General features: G+C 57.0%; 21 protein-coding genes. 12 read left to right on the plus strand and 9 right to left on the minus strand.

The window, feature by feature from the left end; translation table 11 throughout:
- Positions 1–310: 310 nt before the first annotated feature.
- The gene (locus GOV89_RS15320; RefSeq protein ID WP_171238528.1) at positions 311–2,002 is read right to left on the minus strand and encodes an adenylate/guanylate cyclase domain-containing protein; all 1,692 of its coding nucleotides are present in this window, start codon (positions 2,000–2,002) and stop codon (positions 311–313) included.
- Positions 2,003–2,111: 109 nt separating this feature from the next.
- On the minus strand, positions 2,112–3,053 hold the full coding sequence (gene trxB, locus GOV89_RS15325) for a thioredoxin-disulfide reductase (RefSeq protein ID WP_171238529.1): 942 nt from the start codon (positions 3,051–3,053) through the stop codon (positions 2,112–2,114).
- 216 nt (positions 3,054–3,269) lie between these two features.
- Between trxB and GOV89_RS15330 the strand changes: the two genes are divergently transcribed.
- Positions 3,270–3,770 carry an Lrp/AsnC family transcriptional regulator gene (locus GOV89_RS15330; protein WP_171176142.1) on the plus strand — a complete coding sequence of 167 codons (501 nt, stop codon included), beginning with the start codon at positions 3,270–3,272 and terminating at the stop codon, positions 3,768–3,770.
- A gap of 119 nt (positions 3,771–3,889) precedes the next feature.
- On the opposite strand, the gene GOV89_RS15335 is transcribed toward GOV89_RS15330, so the two are convergent.
- From GOV89_RS15335 to lgt, 5 genes are all read right to left on the minus strand, one after another.
- The gene (locus GOV89_RS15335) at positions 3,890–4,672 is read right to left on the minus strand and encodes a Hint domain-containing protein (protein WP_171176140.1); all 783 of its coding nucleotides are present in this window, start codon (positions 4,670–4,672) and stop codon (positions 3,890–3,892) included.
- A gap of 335 nt (positions 4,673–5,007) precedes the next feature.
- The gene (locus GOV89_RS22990) at positions 5,008–5,136 is read right to left on the minus strand and encodes a hypothetical protein (protein ID WP_256368551.1); all 129 of its coding nucleotides are present in this window, start codon (positions 5,134–5,136) and stop codon (positions 5,008–5,010) included.
- A 269-nt stretch (positions 5,137–5,405) separates the two neighbouring features.
- Entirely contained in the window at positions 5,406–6,164 is a 759-nt protein-coding gene (pgeF, locus tag GOV89_RS15340; RefSeq protein ID WP_171176138.1) for a peptidoglycan editing factor PgeF, read from the minus strand.
- Entirely contained in the window at positions 6,161–7,228 is a 1,068-nt protein-coding gene (locus tag GOV89_RS15345) for a class I SAM-dependent methyltransferase (protein ID WP_171238530.1), read from the minus strand. Before GOV89_RS15345 ends, pgeF begins: the two co-directional genes overlap by 4 nt.
- Positions 7,225–8,112 carry a prolipoprotein diacylglyceryl transferase gene (gene lgt / locus GOV89_RS15350; RefSeq protein WP_171238531.1) on the minus strand — a complete coding sequence of 296 codons (888 nt, stop codon included), beginning with the start codon at positions 8,110–8,112 and terminating at the stop codon, positions 7,225–7,227. Before lgt ends, GOV89_RS15345 begins: the two co-directional genes overlap by 4 nt.
- A 97-nt stretch (positions 8,113–8,209) precedes the next feature.
- Here lgt and GOV89_RS15355 point away from each other — a divergent pair, with 97 nt between their 5' ends.
- From GOV89_RS15355 to GOV89_RS15375, 5 genes are all read left to right on the plus strand, one after another.
- A complete protein-coding gene (locus GOV89_RS15355) occupies positions 8,210–8,458 on the plus strand; it encodes an accessory factor UbiK family protein (RefSeq protein ID WP_050604795.1) in 249 nt (82 codons plus the stop codon).
- Positions 8,459–8,779: 321 nt separating this feature from the next.
- Positions 8,780–9,280 carry a YbjN domain-containing protein gene (locus tag GOV89_RS15360; protein WP_171176132.1) on the plus strand — a complete coding sequence of 167 codons (501 nt, stop codon included), beginning with the start codon at positions 8,780–8,782 and terminating at the stop codon, positions 9,278–9,280.
- Between the two features lie 39 nt (positions 9,281–9,319).
- Complete coding sequence (proC, locus tag GOV89_RS15365; RefSeq protein ID WP_171238532.1) at positions 9,320–10,135, plus strand: pyrroline-5-carboxylate reductase; 816 nt, start codon at positions 9,320–9,322, stop codon at positions 10,133–10,135.
- The gene (locus tag GOV89_RS15370; protein ID WP_171176128.1) at positions 10,128–10,466 is read left to right on the plus strand and encodes a tRNA-binding protein; all 339 of its coding nucleotides are present in this window, start codon (positions 10,128–10,130) and stop codon (positions 10,464–10,466) included. The genes proC and GOV89_RS15370 overlap by 8 nt, the downstream gene beginning before the upstream one ends.
- The gene (locus tag GOV89_RS15375; RefSeq protein WP_171238533.1) at positions 10,466–11,416 is read left to right on the plus strand and encodes a D-glycerate dehydrogenase; all 951 of its coding nucleotides are present in this window, start codon (positions 10,466–10,468) and stop codon (positions 11,414–11,416) included. Before GOV89_RS15370 ends, GOV89_RS15375 begins: the two co-directional genes overlap by 1 nt.
- Here the strand turns inward: GOV89_RS15375 and GOV89_RS15380 are convergent.
- A complete protein-coding gene (locus GOV89_RS15380) occupies positions 11,413–11,991 on the minus strand; it encodes a thymidine kinase (RefSeq protein WP_171235615.1) in 579 nt (192 codons plus the stop codon). The two genes, GOV89_RS15375 and GOV89_RS15380, sit on opposite strands and share 4 nt — an antisense overlap.
- A 357-nt stretch (positions 11,992–12,348) precedes the next feature.
- On the opposite strand from GOV89_RS15380, the gene GOV89_RS15385 reads away from it, so the two are divergent.
- Together GOV89_RS15385 and GOV89_RS15390 are read left to right on the plus strand one after the other, a co-directional pair.
- Positions 12,349–12,810 carry a hypothetical protein gene (locus GOV89_RS15385; RefSeq protein WP_171176122.1) on the plus strand — a complete coding sequence of 154 codons (462 nt, stop codon included), beginning with the start codon at positions 12,349–12,351 and terminating at the stop codon, positions 12,808–12,810.
- Between the two features lie 179 nt (positions 12,811–12,989).
- The gene (locus GOV89_RS15390) at positions 12,990–14,792 is read left to right on the plus strand and encodes a hypothetical protein (RefSeq protein ID WP_171238534.1); all 1,803 of its coding nucleotides are present in this window, start codon (positions 12,990–12,992) and stop codon (positions 14,790–14,792) included.
- A 7-nt stretch (positions 14,793–14,799) separates the two neighbouring features.
- On the opposite strand, the gene GOV89_RS15395 is transcribed toward GOV89_RS15390, so the two are convergent.
- Positions 14,800–15,924 carry a beta-ketoacyl-ACP synthase III gene (locus GOV89_RS15395; RefSeq protein WP_171238535.1) on the minus strand — a complete coding sequence of 375 codons (1,125 nt, stop codon included), beginning with the start codon at positions 15,922–15,924 and terminating at the stop codon, positions 14,800–14,802.
- 159 nt (positions 15,925–16,083) lie between these two features.
- Here GOV89_RS15395 and GOV89_RS15400 point away from each other — a divergent pair, with 159 nt between their 5' ends.
- The 4 genes from GOV89_RS15400 to GOV89_RS15415 all read left to right on the plus strand — a co-directional run bounded on the left by GOV89_RS15400 (position 16,084) and on the right by GOV89_RS15415 (position 22,168).
- On the plus strand, positions 16,084–16,551 hold the full coding sequence (locus GOV89_RS15400) for a MarR family winged helix-turn-helix transcriptional regulator (protein WP_171238536.1): 468 nt from the start codon (positions 16,084–16,086) through the stop codon (positions 16,549–16,551).
- Positions 16,548–17,585 carry an efflux RND transporter periplasmic adaptor subunit gene (locus GOV89_RS15405; protein WP_171238537.1) on the plus strand — a complete coding sequence of 346 codons (1,038 nt, stop codon included), beginning with the start codon at positions 16,548–16,550 and terminating at the stop codon, positions 17,583–17,585. Before GOV89_RS15400 ends, GOV89_RS15405 begins: the two co-directional genes overlap by 4 nt.
- A gap of 11 nt (positions 17,586–17,596) precedes the next feature.
- Entirely contained in the window at positions 17,597–20,641 is a 3,045-nt protein-coding gene (locus GOV89_RS15410) for an efflux RND transporter permease subunit (protein WP_171238538.1), read from the plus strand.
- A 222-nt stretch (positions 20,642–20,863) separates the two neighbouring features.
- Positions 20,864–22,168: a glycoside hydrolase family 108 protein gene (locus GOV89_RS15415; RefSeq protein ID WP_171238539.1), complete on the plus strand. Its 1,305-nt coding sequence runs from the start codon at positions 20,864–20,866 to the stop codon at positions 22,166–22,168.
- Positions 22,169–22,180 lie beyond the last annotated feature (12 nt).

Consider the following 22,180-nt stretch of genomic DNA (forward strand, 5'->3'; position numbering starts at 1 on the left):
GACGCGGGCTCAGGTCATGGCTGGTCAGATCAGAAGCTTCGAACTTAAGTTTCTGAGCAGACTCATAGGACACATAAAGTTCCGGGATTGGGGCCAGATTACTTAACATCGTCATTGGAATACTCTTATCGCAGTGTTGGTTAGCCAGTGGGTAGTGGCATTTTCGGTGCATTTGCACCGACTGTTAGGCAAAGTCCACCGGCGTCAATGAAACAAAGGAGGATATGCGCTGATTTTTTCCGAATTGGAAGAGATTTCTGACATGGAAGCACGCCGTGTAACATGGTTCTATGGAATGGAATTAATTCCCTCACGCAGAGTATGACTGTTCCTGTTTTTGTACGTTTGGCTCTAGTTGCGAGGCGCGCATCACTGGCAGAGCAGGAATCGGCGCTGAGACGCCACGCAGCTCGAGAGCTCGGATATCTGCTTGCGCCACATCTACATCTGCGGCGCGCAGTAATTCGTTAGAAACCATCAGTTCAACTCCTAGAGCTTTGGTTTCGCTCTCAAGGCGGCTGGCTACATTGACCGCATCGCCGATGATTGTTTTTGCGGCATGTCCTTGTGCGCCGATTTCACCAAGAACCAGGTCGCCAAGATGCAGGCCCATTCCGATGCGAATTCCGGGGCTTCCTTCAGCCTCAAGCTGTTGGTTGAACAGATCCAGCGCCCGGCTGATCGCTATCGCCGCACTTAACCCAGCGCGAGCAGAGGCCGCAGAATCGCGTTTCTCGAAAACCGCCAACAAACCATCGCCCATATATTTGTCCACGATGCCGCCTTCGTCTGTAATGGCTGGCACCACCGCATCAAAGAATCGGTTGAGCAGAAACACGATGTCGTAGGGCAACTGCCCCGTCGTGCGGGCGGTAAAGCCGCGCATATCCAGAAACAACACCGCCAGTTGGCGTTCCTCTCCTTGGCTGGCGTGTCCACGGATGCGGCCGCCATCCGGCCGGAAAACACGAAAGACGGTGGTCGGCTCGGTTGGGCGGATCTGACAGGCCAGCCGCGTCTGGGGAGACGCGCCGACAGCGGCCAGACTGCGCGCCTCGACGTCGCTGGGTGGCGGCAGCGCGTTACCGCCATCCTCGACAATGACGCGGCATGTGGTGCAGCGTCCTTTACCGCCGCATAGGGCCGCATGGGGCACGCCGTTGGCTTGGGAAATCTCAAGCAGCGTCATTCCCTTTTCCGCGACTACATCCGGACCTAGGGCATAGGAAACGCGCACCGAATGCCTGCGTCGCCAGAGTTTGCGTCCGATGAAAATCAGACCTGTTGCGCCAAGTGCCAGCCAAAAGGCCATCAGGGCATTGTCCTTGACGCTGAACAGGGTTTGAAAAGCTTCGGGAGACGGCCAGTTGTAGTGCTCGATATACTGCTCGCGCAGAAACTCGTCGGCGAAGTCGGCCCAGATGCGACGGCCTTCGGTCAGAAGGCCAGCCAGCGCGAACAGAGGCACAAAGACGGCAACGCCGATCAGGTAAGGTGCAGTACGCGACCACCATTTTGTCAACCGCAGCCACATGTGCAGGCCGATGCAGCCATGCACCCAGACAACCAGCAGTAGCGCGCTTTGCATCCAGACCGCAATGCTGGGCCACATCAGGATGATGATGTATCCCATCTCGTCATTGACGTCATAAACCTCATGCGCGACCCGGGTGTGAATGATGTGCGAGATCAGCTGCAAAGGGATCAGCAGGCCCAACACCACCTGAAGTGCTGTGCTGAATGGCATGCGCAATGTCCTGCGCTGCGCGATAGATACCAGGGCAAGACCGGCATGAACGAACAGCGCCGCGTAGAGAAGCACGCTCATGGCGTCGTGGCGCGTCACCTCTTTCCGACCGTCTTGCATTCCGTGCAGATAATCGGTGTGAAACAGGCCAAGGCCAATGTTGATGAAGTGAAAAAACGCGAAAACAAACAGGATCAGGCCGCTGCCGATCCGAAGTCGGGTTGCCCACCCGCCGCGCCAAAGAGCGTTGTTCAAAAGCTCACCCGTGTTTCGCCCGTTCTGCAGCAATCCTGATACGGCACTGTGAAAGGGTCAAGGCGGAGGGGCGTAGTCCCCGACCCGTGCCGGGGACCAAAAATCGTTACTATTCGTTTTCTGCCAGAAAACGTTCGGCATCCAGTGCGGCCATACAGCCCATGCCAGCGCTTGTGACGGCCTGACGGTAAACATGGTCTGTCAGATCACCTGCGGCAAACACGCCGGGAACCGACGTTTCAGTTGTGCCCGGCTTGGTGACGACATAGCCGCCCATATGGGTTTCCAGCGTCTCCTTGACCAGCTCGTTCGCAGGGGCGTGGCCTATGGCGACAAAAACACCCTTGCAAGGGATTTCCGTGATCTCGCCGGTTTTGACGTGCTTGACGCGAACGCCTTCCACACCCAAAGGCGCGTCCGTTCCGATCACTTCGTCCAATTCGTGGAACCACAACGGTTCGATCTTTTCATTTTTCATCAGCCGGTCTTGCAGGATCTTTTCGGCCCGCAATTCATCCCGGCGGTGGATCAAGGTCACCTTGCTGGCGAAGTTGGTCAGGAACATAGCTTCTTCCACAGCTGTGTTGCCGCCACCGATGACCACGATTTCCTGTCCCCGATAGAAGAACCCGTCGCAGGTGGCACAGGCCGAGACGCCAAAGCCTTTGAATTTCTCTTCGGACGGTAGGCCAAGCCATTTCGCACGCGCACCAGTGGCCAGAATAACCGCGTCTGCGGTGTAAGTCGTGCCGCTGTCGCCCTTGGCGGTAAACGGGCGCTGGCTGACATCCAGATCGCTGATGATGTCGCCGATCACCTCACAGCCCATTGCCTTGGCATGGTCCTGCATGCGCACCATCAGGTCCGGGCCCTGAACCTCGGTGTCGCCGGGCCAGTTCTCGACCTCGGTCGTTGTAGTCAGCTGACCGCCAGGTTCGATCCCCTGAACTAGAATGGGTTCTAGCATGGCGCGGCTGGCGTAAACCCCTGCGGTGTATCCTGCAGGTCCTGACCCGATGATCAGAACCTTAGTGTGTCGTGTGTCGGCCATGCTGTCCCCGCTCGAATTGCCTGAATTGGGCGTTTAGCCCGTCGCCCCGATATAGCGATCGACTGACCCGGCTTAAACCCCCATCCTGATTGTGATCCCCTACGCTGCACATTGAGCAATTGAGTGATTAGAAAACAAAGAAAATTGCGCATGTGCGAAACATTATTGCGCGCGCTTAGGGGGCTGATATAAGAACCGAAAAACCAGGAGCATTCTATGGTCACGACTCGGCTGGATGACATTGATCGCAAGATTCTGGCGGAATTGCAGGCAGACGGTCGCATGACTAACGTTGAACTGGCGAAACGGGTCGGCATTTCGGCGCCGCCGTGTCTGCGTCGGGTGCGCACACTTGAGGAATCCGGCTATATCACCGGGTATCACGCCGACGTCAATTCACGCGAGTTGGGCTTTGAGGTGCAAGTCTTTGCCATGGTCGGTCTGGACAGCCAGGCTGAAGCCGAGCTGCGCGCGTTCGAAGAACGCTGCCGCGAATGGCCGCTGGTCCGGGAATGCCACATGCTGAATGGCGAGGTCGACTTCATCCTGAAATGCGTGGCACCCGATCTCAGCAGTTTTCAGCAATTCTTGACCGGTGAACTGCTGACCACGCCCAACGTGGCCAGCGTCAAGACTTCGCTTGTCATCCGCGGCGCAAAAGACGAGCCAGGCGTGCCGTTCGACGTTCTGGAAGAACGCATGAACCGGATGGCGTAACGCCCACACGTTTCGGCTGTGCGGTGATTGGTGGCAGCATTGCAGCCACCGCAAGGGATAGAACCCAACTTAATACCAGCTGCATGATGCCCCCCATAATGCAGTACCCATTATCACACTCAGGCCGACATCGCGTCGATCTCTCCGTCTCCGGCGCGTGGCATCAGCAGCGGACCGAAATCGTTGAGCGACTCGATGTGAGCGAACAGGTTCAGATAAATCGACCGCAACGAATGGCTGATCATGCGAACCGCGTTCACACCTGGGTGATATGTTTCGAACTGTAAACCATCTACACGAATAACGGAATGCCGTTTCAGGCAAATGTGAAACAGTTCGACAGGCGTTGGAGGCATTGTTTCAATTACACCCATCCCGTCCTGAAATTCAGAAACTGGCGTGAGAATCGGTTCCCCGCCGTGCAGGTGCCGCAAATGCGCCGGAGCGCCCACGATTCGCGCTGCGGGTCCGGCGATTACACCTGACATCGGTTTTTGCATTCCGAATGTATCTGCCATGATCCGCGTTAACGGGCGTGTGCGACCGCGAGAATCTTCGCGCCCAGGGATCAGAGTGACTGACCCTTTCCATAGCACCGTTTGCGAGCTGCCATCTTGCGTCAGAACCGTGTCCCCTGGCATCAGGTCCTCGATCGCCATTGGCCCATGTTCCGTTTCAACCAACGACCCACGCGAAAAAGCGCAAAAGGCGTCTTCGAACATCGGCAGAGCGGGCGCGATGTGACGGGTCTGAGCCACGTCGCCGTTTGGCAGCAGGCTGCTGACTTCGTAGCGGCGCAATTGCGCCTTGGGTTTCGCGACCGGTCGCGGTGCTTCCCGCAGCATAGCCGACGTTTCGATGGCATTTCTGGCCGCTCGGGCCAATGAATTAGGAATAGTCATAAATATTCCGTCCCCTCAAATGTCCGAACAGGCCTGGCGTACCCCCGTACAGGCCCACCTGACGAACAGGTTCTTTGTCTTGAAACGAATGGAAGACCGTTGGACGGTGACCGTTCTGGCCCCGCATGGCGACTAAATCTCGCGTTCCAATGGTCAACACATTGACCCCCCAGACAAACTCGTACTTCACGGGCGAAAATTGCCCGCACACACACAAACTCCTGAAAAAAGTCGTAAATTTTTACCTACGACTTACGCAACATCGGGCCGGAGCATGCCCGCTGCGCGCTTACCCCGTCTTCAGACCGGCAGCTTGGTCTTGGGGTGATCCTGCTTCAGCGCCGAACCGCAATGCGGCTGGCAACTCTGGCAGAATGGCTTGATACCCGTTTCCATGGCATTTCCAGCTTCTGGTCCCGAGTGGCGGCAACCATGGCTTTGAGAAAGCGGGATTTGGATTTCATAATTCTGGTCCTGCATTGCTCGGGAAGGTCATTCCCGCATCCTTCATGAACCTTTTGTGACGCCGATTTGCGGCAGGGATAAGGCTTATCCGGGATGTTTTGCAGACAAGAGATAAAGATGCACAGTCCTTTCACTCAACACGCCAGCGCTCAAAAAAGGAGCGTCAGATAGCCATCTGATGGCTGGCAAAACTCGTTACGATTCTTGGGTCCGGTAAACACAACAAATGTGGCGGAAAAGAGGCGGGGTGTCTAAATCTGGGGCTGAATCACAGTTTTATGACCGAGATAAGCCGGCCGTAATCGGCCTCTTTCGCATGTGTCGCGCGACGATAGGAATAGAACCGGTCAGAGTCCGAATATGTGCAATGCCGTGTCCACTCCGCCTGCCCAACGCCAGCCGACCGCAACCGGTTCAGGCCAAAGGCGGGCAAGTCGAATTGCAGCCGGTCATCCTGGCCATTGGCAAAGAACCGGGCGTTATCGGGGGATTCCGCTATGAAAGCGTCCAGAAACTCGGGGCCCACTTCATAAGCGCGTTGCGAAATACTCGGGCCGATCACGGCTCTGACGTTGTTGCGTTTGGCCCCTAAAGCCTCCATGGCGGCCAGCGTAGCCTCCAGTACACCGTCCAACGCCCCGCGCCAGCCCGCATGGGCTGCACCGATTACATTCGCATCCGGGTCGGCAAACAAGACGGGCTGACAATCCGCCGTCAGAATCGTCAGGGCAAGACCAGGGGTTGCAGTGACGATGGCATCGGCTTTTGGTCTGTCGCCGATAATCGGGCCGTCTACGGTCAGAACCTCGGGCGAATGGACCTGATGCACCCCGATCATGGCTTCGGGTGCGACATCCATTGCGTCAGCCACCCGCTTGCGGTTCAGCGCCACGACCTCGGATTGATCGGATGAGCCGTAGCCGCAATTCAGCCCGTCAAATATCCCGGACGAGGCCCCGCCGCGACGGGTGAAGAACCCGTGGCGCAAAGGCGACAGCAAGTCTGAGGTTAGAATTTCCAATGTCATGGTTCTAATCCTGGCGGTGGGGCGGCATAGGCCGGGAAAAGGCCCATCACTTTGAACAGATTTCCCATTTCATCCGGGTGCGTCAACCGGCGATGCGCGGCAATCAATACATCCAGCTCAGAACCGCTCAGCGCCTTGGACAGTGCCTGCGCGCGCGCTGTGATGCCAAGCCGCTCCAGAAACACGCCCTGAGGTGTCACGCGTGTATGGCGACACCCACAGGCAAGAGTTGTTTCGGCCAAAGGCTCAAAATCCACATGTGCAGTCAGATCGGCCTGACCCGGTGCCGCCAGAGGTTCAGTGCGTTCGTGGTTTTGCAGGGCCTGCAACGTGTCGCCCAGCGAATGCCAGTCGCCATAATCGACGATCAGAGCCGCACCACCATGGCTGGCGATCCGGCCAGCAATCACGGTCAAAATGGGAATCGCTGCCGCACATAGCTCGATCAGATCACCGTCTTTAGTGTCCGCAAGCCTGTCCTTCAACGCTGCTTGCGGTCCGATTGGGCCCCGCCCAAACAGTAGCGCGCCGTCCCGCTCACCCACCAAGCGTTCACTCCACCCGTCGCCATCACGCAGAAACTGACGAATAGGCAGGGCATCAAAGAATTCGTTTGCCACCAAGAACAGAGGCTGGTCCGGCAGGTCTGCGACGCTGTCTATCCAGGTCGGCGCGTAATCCTTCAGGGTCTCGGCCTGCAGCTGTTTCAACGCCGGTGAGACCTCGACCAGTGTCACTCTTGCGGCATCGTGGAACCCGGGTACACCCCGCGTCGCGCGTAGAATGTCGGCCATAAGTGTGCCGCGCCCCGGACCCAGCTCGCACAAGGTAAACGGCGTAGGCTTTCCCTGATCCATCCAGCATTGCGCCAAGGACAGGCCGATCAGTTCTCCAAACATCTGGCTGATCTCGGGCGCGGTGGTGAAATCCCCCTTGGTCCCGAGTGGATCGCGGGTTGTGTAGTAGCCCAGCGTGGGGTGCAACAGGCATTCGGCCATGTAGTCTGCCACGCTCATCGGCCCATCCTGCCGGATGCGGGCGACCAGATGATCGGTTAGGGTCATGCCGCCCGCCGCGCGCGCAGCGCAAACCAAAGGCCAATCGCGATCATCGGCAATGACAGGATTTGACCCATGGTCAGGCCATAGCCGCCCACATGCCAGGCCAGCCCCAGCGGGTTGCCGGGTGACACGAACTGAGCATCCGGTTGACGGAAGAACTCGACAATAAAACGCGACGCGCCATATCCCGCCAGAAACAGGCCCATGATCATGCCCGGTTTTTTAAAGGCCCCTCTGCGATAGACCAGCCACAGCAGCAATGCGCCCAACAACACGCCTTCAAGCGCGGCTTCATACAGTTGTGACGGGTGCCTTGCGCACATTCCCGCAACCACGCCGGGGCAATCCTGTGCGGCGAAGCCGGGGAAAATCACGGCCCAAGGTAGCTCACTTGGTCGGCCCCACAGTTCCGCATTGACGAAGTTGGCCAGCCGCCCCAATAGCAGGCCGGGCGGAACGGTGTAGGCGACCAGATCGCCCAGTGACAGGGTGGGGATCTGATGTCGGCGGGCAAACATGTAGGACGCGAGGATAACGCCCAGCAGGCCGCCATGAAAGGCCATGCCGCCTTGCCAGACTTTCAGAATCTCTAAAGGGTTCGATAAGTAATAGGCCGGCTGATAAAACAGCACAAAGCCAAGCCTGCCACCCAGAATCACGCCCAGAATGATCCAGGTGACCAGATCCTCCAGCTGATCCGGTTTCATCGGAGGGGTATCTGCGGGCCATAGGGCAGGACGCCGCAGCGCCACAACGGCAAGTCGCCAGGCGATCAGAATTCCGGCAATATAGGCCAGCGCATACCACCTTAACGCGAACTCCATCCCGAACAGTGAGATCAAGAACAATTCGGGCGACAGATCGGGGAAATTCAGAACAGCCTGCATGTGCGTCTCATTGCCCGGGGTTTGCAGGGCAAGTCAACCTTGAGCCTGCGCCATTCTTTGCCCATATACAGATAAACCGTGAGACCGGAGTGTACACATGCAGACCCGCAACAAGATCCTGGACGACGTGTCCCAACTGATGACTAACGCCATGGGCGTGGCGCAAGGCGCGCGGGAAGAGGCCGAGAACGCGATGAAGTCGATGATCGACCGCTGGCTGGCCGACCGCGATTTCGTCACCCGCGAAGAATTCGACGCTGTCCGCGCCATGGCCCAGAAAGCGCGCGAAGAAAACGCAGCGCTTGAGGCCCGCATCGCAGCGCTTGAGGCGAAACTGGACAAATAACGCCCCGGCGTTTCCCGTTTCCAAATTATCAGGGCAAAGCTTAAAGCCGCGCAATCCAGCCCGGATTGTGCGGTGATGTGTATTTTGACGCATCGCAGAATTTAATCAAGACAAAGCTGGTGCGAGCGCCAATATTTTGATCGCCGTTGCCGACTGTCCACAACTTATTGCTGTTATCCCCAAGAAATAGGGTTGCCAGAACTCACGCCACATCGCACCATATTTAGTACAGGCCCACGGGGGAAGCCCGGCTTGTAGAGCAGGCAACTAGCGCTGGGGCGCTGCCAGCCCCAAATTGCTAGAGATTAGTGAGGTGGCATTATGGCCCTTTCCGAGCAGTATCTCGAAGAAGACATTCATCCGATCGACATTGTTGAACACCTGGCGGAACACCATGACTGGGATTTTGATCGTATAGGAGACGATCAGATCGCCATGGCTGTCGAAGGACAGTGGCGGACCTATTCGATCACTCTGGCCTGGTCCAACTATGACGAAACGCTGCGCATGGTGTGCTCTTTTGAGATGGAGCCGCCGACAGAGCGTGAAATGCAGCTCTATGAGTTGCTCAACAAGATGAATGACCAGTGCTGGGCAGGTGCCTTTACCTATTGGGCAAACCAGAAGCTGATGGTCTACCGCTATGGTCTGGTTCTTGCAGGGGGACAGACAGCCAGCGCGGATCAGATCAACACGATGATCACCGCCGCCGTCATGAGCGCCGAGCGGTATTATCCGGCGATCCAACTGGTGACCTGGGGTAATCGAGAGCCAGAAGAAGCCATGCAAGTGGCCATTGCAGAGGCTTACGGCCGGGCGTAAAGCTTTGCCCCAAACCGATATGTAACGCGGGAGGGGCAAATGGACATTACACGTGTGGCCGAACAGGGGCTTGTGCTTCTGGGGTGCGGAAAGATGGGGTCCGCAATGCTGGCGGGATGGCTGGAACAAGGCCTTCCGCCAGCGTCCGTTTGGGTGATCGATCCGTACCCGTCAGACTGGTTGAAAGCGCAAGGCGTCAACATCAACACCCCACTGCCCGAAGCGCCCGCCGTGGTACTTGTCGCCGTTAAACCCCAAATGATGGGTGAAGCTTTGCCAGCCATTCAGGCGCTGGGCGGTGGTAAAAGCCTGTTTGTTTCGGTAGCCGCAGGCACATCGATTGCCACATTTGAATCCGTTCTGGGCAGCGACACGCCCATCATTCGCGCGATGCCCAACACGCCAGCAGCGATCCGCCAGGGTATCACGGCACTGATCGGCAACAACCACGCTTCTGGTGATGATCTGACATTGGCTGAAAACCTGCTGTCGGCGGTGGGTGAGACCGTTCGTCTGGACAATGAGGCGCAGATGGACGCCGTGACCGGCCTCAGCGGCTCTGGCCCGGCCTATGTTTTCCACCTGATTGAAACGCTAGCCGCCGCCGGACAGGCGCAGGGCTTGCCTGCGGAACTGGCAATGAAACTGGCAAAGTCCACGGTGGCGGGGGCCGGTGCATTGGCCAAGGTCGCCGAGGATGACCCAACGCAACTGCGCATCAACGTGACCTCTCCAAACGGTACCACGCAGGCCGCTCTTGAAGTTTTGATGCATGATGAGCAGGGATTCCCCGATCTGCTGCACCGCGCCGTAAAGGCGGCAACCGACCGATCCAAGGAGCTGTCACGTGAGTGAGATTTCATTCGACGACTTTCTCAAGGTCGACATCCGTGTGGGCGAGGTGATCCGCGCCGAACCCTATCCCGAGGCCCGCAAGCCCGCGATCAAGATGTGGATCGACTTCGGTGAGGAAATTGGCGAGCGCAAAACCTCGGCTCAGATCACGGCGCATTACGATCCGTCGGCTCTGGTGGGCAAGCAGGTCATGGCGGTTGTCAATTTCCCGCCGCGCCAGATCGGTAAGTTCATGTCTGAAGTTCTGGTGCTGGGCCTGCCTGATGAAAACGGCGAGATCGTTCTGATCGGACCGGATGGCAAAGTTCCAACTGGCGGACGGATGCACTGATGAAACTGCTGATCACGCGCCCAATGACACCGGCGGTCGAGGCCCGCGCCCGTACCGAGTTCGACGTGGAGATACGTGAAAACACTCTGCCCATGTCGCGGCGGGAAATGTTGTCTGCTTTGACGGAATTTGACGTTGTTGTGCCAACACTGGGCGATTTGTTCTCGGCGCAGGTTTTTGCAGGTGTCGGTACAGTGCGCTGCAAGCTACTGGCCAATTTCGGCGTTGGTTACAATCATATCGACGTCGAGGCCGCGCGCGCGGCAGGGATTGAGGTGACCAACACGCCTGGCGCGGTCACCGATGCAACCGCAGATATCGCTATGACCCTGCTGCTGACCACGGCGCGTCGCGCAGGCGAAGGCGAGCGGCTGGTCCGATCGGGCCAGTGGCAGGGTTGGCACCCGACGCAGATGCTTGGGCATCACGTGACAGGTAAGCGTGTTGGTATCGTTGGTATGGGCCGCATCGGGCAAGCCATCGCGCGTCGTTGTCATTTCGGCTTTGGCATGCAGGTGGCCTATCAGTCCCGCAGCGTCAAAGATCTGGACTTCCCGGCAGAGTTCTCACCTGACCTGCACAAACTGGCGGCTTCCATCGATTTCCTCGTGCTCGCGGTTCCCGGCGGCGCGGAAACTCGCCATTTGATAAATGCGCAAGTTCTTAAGGCGATGAACTCTGGGGCTATTCTGGTCAACATTGCGCGGGGCGAGGTCGTGGACGAAGCGGCCCTGATCTCGGCGCTTCAATCGGGTCAGATCGCAGGAGCCGGGCTGGACGTTTACGAGTTCGAACCCAAAGTACCTCAGGCCCTCTGTAATATGGAGAATGTCACCCTGCTGCCTCATCTCGGCACAGCAACCGAAGAAGTGCGCAGCAGTATGGGCCATATGGCGCTTGATAACGTGGTGGCTCATGTGGCGGGCAGGGCGCTGCCCAACCCGGTTTAGTCGCCCACGGCCTCGCGCCAATGCTTACGGCAGAGCGAGACATAGGTTTCGTTCCCGCCGATCTGCACCTGGGCACCTTCGGTAATGGCATTGCCGTTTTCGTCCTGACGAATCACCATTGTGGCTTTGCGGCCGCATTTGCAGATGGTGCGCACCTCGCGCATTTCGTCGGCTAGGGCCAGCAGAGCGGCAGATCCGGGAAAAAGTTTGCCACGAAAATCCACCCGCAGCCCGTAGGCCAATACCGGTACATCCAGATCATCCACGGCACGTGCCAATTGCCAGACCTGATCATCCGACAAAAACTGAGCTTCGTCGATGAAAACGCAAGCAACCCGGCCCTGGTTCAGGCGGTTTTCGATCATGGCAAAGACATCGTCATCGGGCCGGAACATATCAGCCTGTTCAGAAATACCGATGCGCGATGCAATCCGCCCGGCACCTGCGCGCCCATCAATGGCGGCGGTCATCAGATAAGTCTGCATCCCGCGCTCGCGATAGTTGTGCGAGGCTTGTAACAACACGGTCGATTTACCCGCGTTCATGGTCGAATAGTTGAAATACAGCTTTGCCATGACCGGGGTCTAAAACGCTTGGAGATTATGAACAAGACGGCAATCGCTTTTTACGGAAGCGACGTCGCCGTTGCTTTTGCAGGGGCCGAGCTACGCTCTAGGGGATGGAACCCCCACATCTGCAACAGCGACGCCGTCGGCCAACATGTGGCCAAAACGGAGCGAGGCCCAAACAATACCACCTCGCAATCACTCATTACCGGCATGAACTGCCGCCACTCACTCACGAAATCCCTCGCATATCTGAGGGATAGCCAATGTATGACATTTCAATTATGAATCTGTTATGGGAAATTTCCCGGCGCTTTCCCCCGTTTGGACACCGGGCAGGCGATTGCAGGTAACAAAGGTAAAACAATGGCAGATATTGGGGCCTATCTGAAAAAGCATACAGAAGCATTGGTCAAAGACGTCGGAATCGAAGCCGCATGTGAAATTACGGGGAAATCCAAAGCCACATTGGGCCGGTACTATTCCGACAATGCCGAACACGCAGACAGGTTCATGCCTGTGGACGCCGTAGCCCGTCTTGAAAACGCGGCAACTTATCCGCATGTCACGTCGGCCTTGGCGGATCTGAAGAACATCACCTTGTCTTATACCGACCGCAATTCGGAAGAACCGCGCACTGGTGGTGTAAACTCGGACGTGATCGCGCTCAGCCAGCGGTTTGCGATGCTGATGACTGAATATCAGGCGGCCATAGAAGACGGTATCATTACCGTTAACGAGGCCAAGCGGCTGTTGAAAGAAACCAGTTTGTTGCAACAGGTCCTGATCGAGATGAAGCTTCACCTGGAAGAAGAAAGCGTCAGTTAAGTCACTTTTCCGCTGTCGTCGTGGCCAATTCCAGCTAATTTTCGCCGGTCGGGTCGTTTGTGTGGCGCGACACAGACCAGCGGTCAGAGCAAGGTTCCAGATCGCGCCGCCTGCCTCAATAAAGTCACGTCCGTGCGATAGGCTCACCGCGCAGACAATTCCGTTGAGGACCCAAAAGCATGCACCCATCGCAACAGCGTTACAGGAGTCATACGGACCCGGTGGTTCGTTGGGGTTTTCTATGCGCCTGTGCGGCACTTGCGATCCTGATGACGCTCAGCGGCTATTACGAAGGGTCTGATGATGTGATGCGCTTGGTCGGTGTGCGAGATTTGCTGGCCGGACAAGGCTGGTTCGACACGTATCAGCATCGCCTGGGTCCCGACGAGGGTACCTTGATGCATTGGTCCCGCCTGGTCGATGCCCCGATTGCCGGGCTATACGTCGCGCTTCGTGCGGTCCTGCCAGCTGAAACCGCCTTGCAGATCACGGCATTTGTCTGGCCCGCCTCGTTGGCTGCCCTGACCCTGTGGGCCTTCGCGGTCACTGGCGGAGTGCTAGGGCGGCGCGAGGGCGCAATCTCGGCCTTGGTTATCGGAGTGCTGACGCTCGAACATTCGCGGAAGTTCGACTATTTCTCGTTCGATCACCACAACCTACAAATTCTTCTCTTTGCTGTGGCACTAGCGTTTTTTGTCTTACGCAAAGAAAGGCGCTATGCCGCCTGGATGCTGGGTGTCTGCCTAGCCCTTTCAGTGTCCGTTGGAACCGAGTCGATTCTTCAGATCGCCCTGATCGCGGTGTTTTGCGCCATCGACTGGATTTGCAACGGTGCTTCCGCGCGCCACCGCACCATAAGCTTCGGTGTTGCCTTGGTCTTTACTCTTGCGTTGACCAGCCTGGCGACGACCGGGCGCGACGGGTTTCTTTACCCAAGCTGCGACGCTCTGACCCTCAGTGTGGCCTTACCTGCAACTGCTGCTGCTCTTGGGCTTTTGGCTGCGGCCTGGATCGGCTCTGGCTGGTCAATGCCGGGCCGGTTCGGGGCCTGTCTTGGTGTTGGCATCATGACGCTGGCCGTTGCCTTTGCCTTTGCGCCCCATTGCCTCAGCAATCCAATTGACGCGTTGCCTCAGGACATGCGGGACTACTGGCTGAGCCAGGTGGCCGAAGCCCAGAATATCTCGGTTGTGTTAGAGCGGCACAGGGGTGAAGCCCTGGCTCTGATGGCCATGTCTATGCTTACGATGGGTGCAGCACTTGCTTTCGCCGTCAAATCACGTGCTGGGTTGGACTATACCTTGTTTCTGGTTTTGATTGCGGTAGGGTTCTTCGTCTTCCTTTATCAGACACGAATGATGACCTTCCTCAGTGTTTCGCTTGTGGCGGTTCAGGCGCAGATTCTTCGCGTGCTTTATTGTTCTTATGCGCAGGATCGCCGAGTGATCACAGGGTTGGCAATGGTGGCATTTGTAATCTGTGCCTCACCCAAGGCGGGTATCAGTCTGGAAAGGCAGATCGGGTCGCTTTCCGGGCCCGCTTATTCGGCCACGGCCGCAGCCGTAGGGCAGGACACATCTGATACAGGTGCGTCTTGTCGCGCACCGCAAGCCTACGCCGCCCTGCAAGATCTGCCCAGCGGCATGATTCTTGTTGATTTCGACTTTGCTGCGCATGTTCTGCGCTACACGGATCATTCGGTTCTGGGCGGAAATTATCACCGGAATCAGGCAGGGATTCTGGCGCAGATCGACCTGTTCCGATCCAATGCGTCTGAAATCGCGCCGCGATTGGGCGCGCTGGGCGTCGACTACATTATGCTTTGTGCTTCCGCGCCCCGGGCTGAGTTCTGGGCCTGGGCGTCGGGCAGCAAGGGTTTGCAAACCAGGCTGGTTGAAGGCGAGGTCCCGAACTACCTCAGCAGCATTCCGGGCGCGCCCAGCGACGCGTTCCGAATGTTCAAAGTGACTGCCGAAAAATAGGTGCTGGTCAGGCGTGGCGCTTCACGATGACCGATCCAACCGAATACCCGGCTCCAAAAGAACAGATCAGACCTAGGTCACCTTCTTGCAGGTCATCGGAATATTTTGAGAACGCGATGATCGACCCGGCGGAAGAGGTGTTGGCGTAATCCTGAAGGATGTTTGGTTGCTCACCGGTCTCGGGCGTGCGGCCCAAAACCTTCTTGCCAATGAAATCGTTCATGGTCTTGTTGGCCTGATGCAACCAAAGGCGTTTCAGGTCGGTGTTTTCGATCCCTTCCGCTTCCATGTGGTCACTGATGTGCTTGCTGACCATCGGCAGAACTTCTTTGAACACTTTTCGCCCGTTCTGCATGAATTGCATGTCGCGCCGGTCGATCAGACCATCCGGGCGTGAGCGGCGCAGGAAGCCGTTGTTGTTGCGGATATTGTTGGAAAACGCTGTGGCGCAACGGGTCGAGAGGATTTCGAAATGTGGGCCTTGCGCCTCTTCTATCCGTTCGATCAGGGTTGCCGTCGCCACGTCGCCAAAAATGAAGTGGCAATCGCGGTCCCTCCATTCCAGATGACCCGAGCAGATCTCGGGGTTGACCACCAGCGCCGCTCGCACCGATCCAGACCTCACCATGTCCGCCGCCGCCTGTATGCCAAAAGTGGCCGAGGAGCAGGCAACGTTCATGTCAAAGCCAAATCCGTCGATGCCCATCTCTTGCTGGATCTCGATTGCAATCGCAGGATAGGCACGCTCATGGTTCGAAGCCGCGCAGATCACCAGATCAACATCCGCCGCCGTGCGCCCCGCCTGCGCCAGCGCCTTGTTGCAGGCATCGATCGCCATCTCGGTCATGATCCCGGGCTCGTCATCACTGCGCTGACGCAGCGACGGGTGCATTATATCGGGGTCCAACACCCCGGCCTTGTCCATCACATAGCGGTTCTCGATCCCCGAGGCCTTTACGATGAACTCCTCAGACGAATGCTGCATCGGCTCGATCTGACCTGCTGCGATGGCCTCGGCGTTCTTCGCGTTCTGTTTGTCGGCATAAGCGTTGAATGCTTCGACAAGCTCGGCGTTGGTGATGATGTTTTCTGGCGTGAAGACACCGGTACCGGTGATGGCGGGGGTATACATGGCGGGCCCTGAATGTTTCGGATCTGCCCAAAATGCAGTCATGGTGTCATTTGATCAAGGTATGTTGACCCAAGGGAATGCACGGGGAAGAGCCGCTTCATATCTTGAATAGTTCATAAATTGAAGTATATCGCCCCGTAACGCGCGCGGAGATTCCTAATGACAGACGATATCAGCACCAGACTTGGCCGTCTCAGCCCCGAGATCCAGGCGATCATGGGGGTGTATGCTTTGTATTGGAAACTGGAAGAGACATTTGAATGTATCGAAACGGACCTAAGCCATCCCGAATGCCACATGCTGATCAAGTTGGATCAGCCAAAGCGCATGGGGGTGCTGGCCACAGACATGCTGAGTCTGCCGTCAACGATCACGGCCACTGCGGATTCCCTTGAAAAAGCAGGCTATCTGACGCGCAAACGTGACCCCGAAGACCGCCGGGCGTGGTTGCTGGTGTTGACCGAGCAAGGTGAAGAGGCCCGCAACATGCTGGTGGCCGAGGCCGGAGATCTTTTTCACAGAGCCTCTGGTCTGGACAAAGAAGAAACAGCCGAATTCGCGCGACTGGCGCGCAAAATCCGTGACAACGTGTTGAAAACGGGAATTCCCGAGGGATTGAAGAAATGAAACTCCTGACCTCTATCGGCCTTGCAATGGCCGTTCTGGCAAGCCCAATTGCCGCTCAAGACACCCCGAAACCGGTGAAACTCATTGAGGTGCGCGAAACGGCTCCTGGGTTCACCCGCCAATTCTTTGGCCGCGTCGCTGCGCGTCAGACTGTTGATCTGGCCTTTCAGGTGGCAGGCCAGATCGTCGAGATGCCCATCAACGAAGGTTTTGTGATCCCCAAGGATGGCCTGATCGCGCGACTGGATCAGGAGCCATTTGAGCTGCGCCTCAACCGGGCCCGGCTGCAAAAGGAACAGGCCGACCGTACCGTCGCGCGCCTGTCGCGCCTTAGGGGGACAACCGCCAGCCAAGTGACTGTGGATGACGCCGAAACCGAAGCGCAACTAGCCGCAATCACTTTGCGCGACGCGGAATACGATCTTGAGCACGCGACACTAACCGCGCCCTTTGACGCGCTGGTTTCAAGCCGTGCGGTCGAGGCTTACACCACCGTCTCTGCAGGCACCCCCATTGTCCGTATCCATGACATGTCCGAACTACGGATCGAGGTGGATGTTCCTGAAATTCTATTTCAGCGCTCAGGCCAGAACGACGATATCACGATCACCGCCAGATTCCCTGTTAGTGACGAGGTTTTCCCACTGGAAATTCGTGAATTCGACGCTGAAACCTCAAGCGTTGGACAAACTTTCCGCATCCAGTTTGGTTTGACCCCGCCCGAGGGGCTGCAAATCCTCCCTGGCTCGTCGGTCACTGTCAACGTACAGGTTCAGGACGAGCGTACAGGCATCATCGTGCCGGCGACAGCAATAGTCGCTGATGCGACGGGTGAGCTGAGCGTTATGGTATTTTCCCCGGCCGGCGCCGACGAAGGCACCGTTCGTCGCGTTCTTGTGACCATTGAACCCACGCAAACTGGCGATGTTCGGGTGCTAACGGGCTTGTCCGATGGTGACGAAGTGGTCGTGGCTGGCGGCGCTGCACTGGCAGACGGTCAGGCCGTGCGCCGGTTCACTGGTTTCGCGAACTGAGGTGCTGACAGATGAACATCGCTCGTGCCTCGATTGATCGGCCGCTATACACATGGCTGATCATACTCATAGCCCTCTTTGGTGGCATTTGGGGTTTTCTGTCGCTGGGCCGGTTGGAAGACCCGGCCTTCACGATCAAAAACGCTGTTATAGCCACGCAATACCCCGGTGCCACAGCGGAACAGGTGGCGCTGGAGGTCTCGGAACCGCTTGAATCCGCCATTCAGCAAATGGGTGAGGTGGACGTTATCACCTCGGTCAACCAACCCGAGCAATCGCTGATCGAGGTTGAGATCAAGTCAACATATGACGGCTCCGAACTACCAGACATCTGGACCCGCTTGCGGGCCAAGGTGCGCGACGCCGCCCGAAGTTTGCCGTCTGGCGTTGGCCAGCCTTTTGTAAATGACGGATTTGGCGATGTTTTTGGCCTTTTCTATGCCGTCACTGCAGAGGGCTTCTCGGACGCCGAAAAGCATGATCTGGCCACGTTCCTGCGGCGAGAATTGTTGGCCGTGGAAGGTGTGGCGGATGTTGAAGTACAGGGCCTGCCCAACGAAGCGATTTTTGTGGAACCTGATCTGGCGATCTCGGTAAACCAGAACGTCCCGCTTCAAGCGATCAACGAGGCCATTGCCAATGCGGATTCAGTAAATTCTTCGGGTTCCCTGCGTTCGGAAAACGGTCGGACACCTATTTTGACGGCTGAAGGGTCCGACAGCGTGTCGGCCATCGCCGGTTTGTCGGTTGGCTCACAGGGGCAGGTGATCAACCTCTTTGATATGTCCGACGTGTATCGTGCCCGCCAAAACGATCCCGATATCGTGATCCGCTATAACGGGACCGAAGCCTTTACCCTTGGCATCGCCGGGCTTTCAACGGAAAACATCGTCGAAGTTGGCAAGCGGGTCGATGCCAAATTCGCCGACCTGAACACCAATATCCCCTTCGGTGTCGATATCCTGCCGATCTACCAGCAACACGTTGTGGTCGAGCAGGCCTCGAACGATTTCCTTGTGAACCTTGCCATGTCGGTGGCCATCGTGGTTGCCGTGCTGGGTATCTTCATGGGGTGGCGTGCGGCCATTGTTGTGGGCTCAACCCTGTTACTGACCGTGGTGGGTACGCTCTTGTTCATGTCGCTTTTCTCGATTGAGATGGAGCGCATTTCGCTTGGGGCCTTGATAATCGCCATGGGGATGCTGGTGGACAACGCCATCGTGGTGGCCGAAGGGATGCAAATCGCGATGTTGCGCGGTAAATCCTCGCGCGATGCTGCCGAAGATGTTGCATCGAAAACCCAGATCCCGCTGCTGGGGGCCACCGTAATCGGTATCATGGCCTTTGCAGGGATCGGCCTCAGCCCGGATGCAACGGGTGAATTTCTGTTCTCGCTGTTTGCGGTGATCGGCATTTCGCTGCTGCTTAGCTGGATACTGGCTATCACCGTGACACCTTTGCTTGGGCACTACTTCTTCAAGCAAGGCAAAGAAGGTGAAATTGATGCTTACGGAGGCATTCTGTTCCGCGTCTACGGCGCGATCCTACGATTTGCGCTGCGCTTCCGCTGGCTGGTTGTCGCAGGTCTCATTGGAGTAACGGTGGTGTGTTACGCCGGGTTTGGGCTGATGAAACAGCAGTTCTTTCCCAACTCGAACACGCCTTTGTTCTTTGTCCATTACAAGCTGCCTCAGGGCACACCGATTGCGCGTACGGCAAAGGATATGGCGGTGTTCGAAGAATGGTTGGCTGAACGCGAAGACGTGGTTTCCGTCACAACTTTCGTTGGACAGGGAGCCACACGTTTCATGCTGACCTATTCGGCGGAGAAACCGAACCCGAGTTATGGGCATATGATCATTCGCACCGAAAGCCTGAATGACATCCCGGCATTGCAAGCGGATCTGGAAGCGTTCGGGTCTGTTGAGTTCCCCGAAGGTGAGTTCGGCACAAAGCGTCTGGTCTTTGGCCCCGGTGGTGGAGACCCGATTCAGGCCCGGTTCTCGGGCAGTGACCCGGTTGTTTTGCGTCAGCTTGCCGACGAGGCGGTTCAGCGTATGGCAGCGGCGTCGCCCAACGCGCTGCTTGTTCACCACGACTGGCGTGAACAAGAGTTGGCGGTGCAGCCGATCTATGCCACGGAACGGGCGCAGACCGCAGGTGTCACGCGCGAAGATATCGCCGCCACGCTGCAATTCTCGACCGACGGCATCACGGGTGGTGTGTTGCGTGAACGAGACCGTTTGATCCCGATCATCCTGCGCCGACCGGCGGATGGGGATTATTCAATCGTCGATCAGGTGGTGTATTCGGATCAGTCCGAGAAGTTTGTGCCCATCGAACAGATGGTCGACGGCTTCGAGTACAAATCGCTCAATACACTGGTGCATCGTCGTGACCGGGTTCTGACCATCACAGTCGGCGCGGACATCCCACCCGACCTGACGGCCGCGCAGGTCCATGCCGAAATCCGCGACGCCATCGAGGCTATCGAGCTGCCCCCCGGATACAAGATGGAATGGGGCGGGGAGTTTGAAAACTCACGCGATGCGCAGGAAAGCCTGGGCAAGCAATTGCCGCTGAGCCTGCTGATCATGGTGCTGATCTCGGTCCTGCTGTTCAACGCAATCCGCCAGCCGATCATCATCTGGCTGCTGGTGCCGATGTCGGTGAATGGCGTGGTGATTGGCCTGTTGGGAACCGGCTTGCCCTTTACGTTTACCGCACTTCTTGGCCTGCTCAGCCTGTCGGGCATGCTGATCAAGAACGGCATTGTTTTGGTGGAAGAGATTGACCTTGTCCGCGCCACGGGCAAACCCCTACGCGAGTCTATCGTTGATGCGTCGGTATCCCGTTTGCGCCCCGTGATGCTGGCGGCGGTCACCACCATTCTGGGCATGGCGCCGCTGCTGACGGATGCGTTCTTTGTGTCGATGGCGGTGACGATCATGGGCGGTTTGGCCTTTGCCACCGCCCTGACCATGGTCGCCGCGCCGGTGTTCTACCTGCTTTTCTTTAAGCGGGAAGAGGCAAAATCGGAAACCGTCGTGGCCTAAATCTGCATAATCTGGTCCATGCCCAAAGCCACACGTTGGTTTTGGGCAAGGCCGCCTGAACCACGCGGGTTTGCAACTTGAAGCCGGTAGGCGACCAGCCCCGCAGATTGTCTGGGACCTGCGCATTCGGGGTAAACATGCGCTGGAAAGCGACTTTTTCGCGCGGTTGTGTTATAGTTCCCTTTTATAAGTTTATTCACATACTTTGGGGGAAGTTTTGGTATGAGCCCTTTAATCGTTTTAGCGTCCAACATCCTGCCCGAAATCCTGAAATCTGTGCTGAGTGCGAAGCACAGGCAGTCAGTTGATACCGTGTCAGACGCAGTAATCAGTGCAGTCAAGGAAACCACAAAGAAAGAAGACCCGGAAGAAGTTGCGGACATTCTGGCCAAGGATCCGCAAATTGCTGCAGACCTGCGGATGAAGCTTGCCGAGATCGCGGCAAAAGAAGAAGCTGAGCAACGCGCTTTCGAGCTTGCGCAACTGGAGAAGAACCAGACTCATGCGCTGAGCGTTATGCAAGCCAAGCTTGATGCAAACAAAGAAGATCAGCAGCAGCAATTTAACGTGTTCAAAGAGGAAATCGCAGATACGCAGGACGCGCGCGGGCGGTTCGCCCAACTTGCAGAAACCGGAAGCAAGCTGGCCTGGGCGCAACCCATAATTTCCATCGTCATAATTCTGGGCTTCTTTGTCGTGCTTGGACTTTTGCTGATGGGAAAGAACCTGCCAGCGTTCAGTAGCGGGCCCGATAACCCATTCGGGGAACGCCTGTTTCAGATAATCAACATTGTGATCGGCGCGCTCACCGCTGCTTTTGCCACGGTTGTCAGTTTCTGGCTGGGGTCGTCGCAAGGGTCCAAGCAGAAGGACATCAACAACTTCAAGGCCCAGGCTCAGCAGTTCGAAGCAGAAGAACAGCGCACCCGGATGCTGGTCAATACGGTCAAGTCAAATCAGCCCGCGGCAGTTCCAACCGTGATTGCGCCGCAGGAAGAGAAGAAGTTTGCCAATGAAAACAATTTTCCCCGCTGCGTGGATATCATCCTCAGCAAAGAAGGCGGCTATGTCGATGATCCGGACGACCCCGGCGGCGCCACGAACATGGGCATTACATTCGATACTTTGAAATCCTGGCGGAAGGCACCGATTACCAAGAAAGACGTAAAGGATCTCAGCGTCGAAGAAGCCAAACAAATATACCGGGCAAACTACTGGAACGCACTCAGTTGCGACGATCTTCCGGCGGGCGTTGATCTGGTTGCGTTCGACTTTGGCGTGAATGCGGGAACAAGCCGATCCGGCAAACTCTTGCAGCGAATCGTCGGTGTGGCACAGGATGGCCAAGTTGGCCCAATAACGCTTGCCGCAGTCAAGGCCGTGGATCCCGCCCATATCATTCGACGCTTTAGCGAACTGCGGCTGAACTACTATCAGAGCCTGCCCCATTTCCCGAAATTCGGCAAAGGCTGGACCAACCGCACAAACTCGATCGAAGCTGACGCGCTGAAGTTTTTGAACGTGTGAGGGCTGGGTGCG

It is taken from the genome of Ruegeria sp. HKCCA5763 (assembly GCF_013034545.1).
Taxonomy (GTDB): Bacteria; Pseudomonadota; Alphaproteobacteria; order Rhodobacterales; family Rhodobacteraceae; genus Ruegeria.